This window comes from Acinetobacter sp. WCHAc060033, assembly GCF_004209125.1.
In the GTDB taxonomy this organism is placed as follows: Bacteria; Pseudomonadota; Gammaproteobacteria; order Pseudomonadales; family Moraxellaceae; genus Acinetobacter; species Acinetobacter wuhouensis.
Genome location: NZ_SGSW01000097.1, coordinates 1 through 4,496 on the forward strand (window position 1 = coordinate 1; position 4,496 = coordinate 4,496).

The window sequence follows — 4,496 nt, forward strand, 5'->3', positions numbered from 1 at the left end:
TAGCTTTCATGATTAAACCTATATTGATGGTTTATTAAATCAATTCTGAAATAAAGATGTAAATGAAAGATTTGTTGTGGGCTAAACTCGTTAACCCACAGCTTTTATTCTCAGTTTTGATGCTTAATGTGCCGCTTTACGTTTCGAGAATTTCTCAACCATGCTCATGACGACAATAAAGAAAATCGGTACAAAAATAACAGCTAGAATTGTTGCGCTGATCATGCCGCCAAAGACGCCTGTACCAATCGCTTTTTGAGTTTCAGAACTAGCGCCACTGGCAATGACTAAAGGAATAACGCCACAGGTAAATGCCAAAGATGTCATTAGGATTGGACGTAAGCGCAATTTAGCGGCTGCAACGGTTGCCTCCACTAAACCCATTCCTTCTTCTCTTAGTGCTTTTGCAAACTCAACAATCAAAATAGCATTCTTTGCAGATAGACCAATAATCGTGATCATGCCGACCTTAAAGAAAATATCATTTGGCATACCACGTAACATTACTGCTAAAAAGGCGCCAATCAACCCTAGAGGGACAACTAGCATCACAGAGAATGGAATTGACCAGCTTTCATAAAGCGCTGCCAAGACAAGGAAAACGACTAACATCGACAACAGTAATAAAAACAAGGTTTGTGATTCCGACTGTTTTTCTTCTAGAGAAATCCCAGTCCACTCATAACCCACACCTTTCGGAAGTTGTTCAATCAAATTTTCCATCTCAGTCATGGCTTGTCCTGAAGATATACCTGCTGCTGGACTGCCAGAAATACTCAATGATGGACGACCGTTGTAACGATTGTATTGTTGTGGGGAATGTTGCCAAATTGGAGTAATTATTTCAGACATTGAAACCAATTTACCGCTTTGACTGTTCACCTTAATCTGAAGAATATCTTCAATACTCATGCGTGATTTGGCATCAAGTTGCACAATGACTTGCTGCATACGGTCATGATTTGGAAAATCATTGATATACATCGAACCCATTGAGGTTGAAATAATATCGGTCACATCACTGAAATTAACACCTAATGCCTGCAATTTATCTCTATCAATTTTAAGCTGTACAGAACTGCCATCTGGCAAACCTTCAGGATAGACCTCCGCCACGATTTTACTTTGTGCTGCTAATGCTAAAAGCTGATCTTGTGCTTCTCTTAAAGCAGGCATGCCAATATTGCCACGATCTAATAATCTCAGTGAAAAACCAGATGAGTTACCCAATTCATCAATTGCTGGTGGTAACACAGACATGGTTTGACCTTCTGAACTTTCAGCCATCGCTATATTGGCATTATTCACGACTTCTTGTGCCGTAATAGTACGCTCTTCGAATGGCAATAGATTGGTAAAATACATCGCTGTATTCTGACCAGATCCACTAAAACCAAAACCTAAGACCGCCATATTGTCTTTAATCCCCGTTTCTTGGTCTAAATAATTTTGAAACTCAGCAACGACTTTACGGGTACGTTCTTGAGTTGCATCCGCAGGAAGTTGAATCGAAGTCATAAACCACCCCTGATCTTCTTCTGGCATAAACGCAGTCGGAACGTGTTTAAAACTAAAAATCAGCACAATGACAATGCCTAAGAAACATAACATTGCGAGGGTTTTATGTTTAATTACTTTAAATAAACTGCGTTCATAGCGATTGTTCAGCTTCTCAAAACTGCGATCAAACGATGCAAAAACACCCTTTTTCTGATGGTCTTGATCAATCGGTTTTAACATCGTTGCACATAACGCAGGGGTTAATGTCAGTGCAAGGAAAGCTGAGAATAAAATTGAAACCGACATGGTAATGGTGAACTGACGATAGATAATCCCCACTGAGCCTGACGCCAATGCCATCGGCAAGAATACAGCGGCTAACACTAAGGTGATGCCAATAATCGGATTGGTAATTTCCTTCATGGCTTTAGATGTGGCTTCAACTGGAGATAAGCCTTCTGTCGCCATAATGCGTTCAACATTCTCAATGACCACAATCGCATCATCGACAATAATCCCGATCGCAAGCACCATACCGAACATGGTCAGCACATTAATCGAAAAACCAGCAAGCAGCATGACTGAGAATGTGCCAAGCAATGCAATCGGTGCAACAATCGCCGGAATTAAGGTGTATCGAACATTGTGTAAAAAGATAAACATGACAATAAAAACTAATGCCATAGCTTCAAGCAATGTCATGATTACTTTTTCAATCGAGATTTTTACAAAAGGTGCAGTGTCGTAAGGTATAGAGAATTTCATACCATCAGGCAGTGCTGAACCTAACTGTTCAATTTTCGCTTTAACACCTTCTGCAGTCTTGACAGCGTTGGCACCAGGACTCATTTGTATCGCCACAGCTGTAGAGGCTTTGCCATTTTCTAAAATCGCAAAGTTATACATCTGTGCCCCGATTTCGACACGAGCGACATCCGACAGTCGAACATTGGCGCCATTTTGTTGAGCACGTAAACTAATTTTCTTGAATTGCTCTACAGTTTCTAATTGACCTTGAGCAGTTAAAGGAATAGTAATTTGTTGCCCCGTCAAAGCAGGAACATCACCAATACGACCTGGTGATATCGGCAAGTTTTGGTTTTGGATGGCTGTATTCACATCTTGAATACTCAATCCATAAGAAACCAAACGATCTGGATCGACCCAAATCCGCATGGCTTTTTCAGCACCAAAATTTTGGACTTTACCAACACCGTCAACCCGCTTTAATTCTTCAATCACATAGCGAGTCATATAGTCACTGACATCAATTTCACTATATTTGCCATTCGGTGAACTTAAGCCCACCATCATTAAAAAACCAGACGACGCAGCATCGACCATCAGCCCTTGTTGTCGCACTGTTTGAGGTAAGCGTGACTCAATGGCTTTAATTTTGTTTTGCACATCAATTTGTGCAAGTTCTACATCTGTACCTGGTTTAAATGTTGCGGTGATTGTTGCTGTTCCAGAACTATCTGAACTTGAACTGTAATAAAGTAAGTTTTTGACACCTGACATTTCCCGCTCAATCAAGGTCACAACACTATCATTCAATGTTTTTGGCGTAGCACCTGGATAGATTGCCGTAATACTAATCTGTGGTGGCGCAACACTTGGGAATCGTGCAATAGGTAACTTGGGGATGCTTAGTACACCCAACAGAATAATAAATAAAGCAATCACCCATGCAAAAATAGGACGCCTAATGAAAAATTGGGACATTATTGCTGTCCTCCATTTTCCTTAATATTTGTAGGTTGCCACTGCTTAATTTTTAATTTTTGCTCAGGCTGTATACGATCAGCCCCTTCAACAATGACTTTCTCACCTGCTTGTAACCCTTGTTTGATCACATAGTTATTTTGATAACGTTGACCAAGCTGAACAGGCTTGCTTTGCGCTAAACCTTTTTGATTAACAATCGTAACATTGGCTTTACCACTAATATCATGTTGAATCGCTTGTTCTGGAACTAGGAGCGCATTTTCAACTTGAGCTCGGCTCATATTGACTCGAACATACATGCCTGGCAAAAGTTTTTGATTTTCATTATTGGCTAAAATACGGATTGTGACATCACCCGTATCAGGATCAACTTTAGTATCCGAAAATAGGATTTCACCTGTAACGTTATAAGGTTTACCCTGACTATTTAGGATTTCAACCGTATGTTTGGTATTTGACACGTCACCTTGCTGTAAAGCTTCCTGTAGTTTTTCATAATCACTAATTGATTGCTTTACATCAACATAGACTTTATTAATCTGTTGTATTACGGCCATTGCATTAGTATCACCTTGACCAACTAATGCACCCTCAGTCACTAAGATTTCACCAATCGTTCCCGAGATAGGGGCTGTAACAGTCGCATATTTAAGATTAAGTTGTTGTCTGCTTAACATGGCTTGCATTTGCGCCACATCGGCTTTTGCTTTTTGATAATCTGCTTCGGTATTGTTGTATTCCTGCTGACTAACCGCATTTACTTTTACTAATTCAGTGTAGCGTTTTAACAGCACCTGCAAACGTGTCACCTCAGCTTGTGCACGGTTTAAAGTGGCTTGATTGCTTTTTACATCTGCCTGAAATATTTCAGAATTCAATTTAAAAAGCGGTTGACCTGCTTGCACATAAGAGCCTTGCTTAAAAAGTACTTTATCAACAATTCCACCTACTTGCGGGCGAATTTCAGCAATACGGTAAGCGACAACACGGCCTGGAAGATTTTCAATTAAATTCATGGAATGCGGTAATACCGTGATGGTACTGACAACCGCTGGTGGCATTTCTGTTGGGGACTGTTCAGCATCTTTGGCTTGTGTACAGCCGATTAAAAGTACAGTTGTAATAAGTATTGAACCTATTAAATGATAATGTGTTGACATGCTTTTTCAGAGGGGGGGTTTTAGATACTACTATTTTGAAATAGCAGTGTTTATGAATTGCTGATGTTGTGTGGAGATTGTGTGGAGATTGTGTGGAGAGATTAAAAG

General features: G+C 40.1%; 2 protein-coding genes. Both read right to left on the minus strand.

Annotated elements, in window-relative coordinates:
* Positions 1–123: 123 nt before the first annotated feature.
* On the minus strand, positions 124–3,228 hold the full coding sequence (locus EXE10_RS20170; RefSeq protein WP_270915313.1) for a multidrug efflux RND transporter permease subunit: 3,105 nt from the start codon (positions 3,226–3,228) through the stop codon (positions 124–126).
* Positions 3,225–4,388, minus strand: a complete 1,164-nt coding sequence (locus EXE10_RS20175; protein ID WP_032073150.1) for an efflux RND transporter periplasmic adaptor subunit — start codon at positions 4,386–4,388, stop codon at positions 3,225–3,227. Before EXE10_RS20175 ends, EXE10_RS20170 begins: the two co-directional genes overlap by 4 nt.
* Positions 4,389–4,496: the final 108 nt, after the last annotated feature.

What these genes read in the sequence shown, in the direction of transcription:
- EXE10_RS20175 (WP_032073150.1), bottom strand. Translation starts at nt 4,388, where the DNA reads ATGTCAACACATTATCATTTAATAGGTTCAATACTTATTACAACTGTA.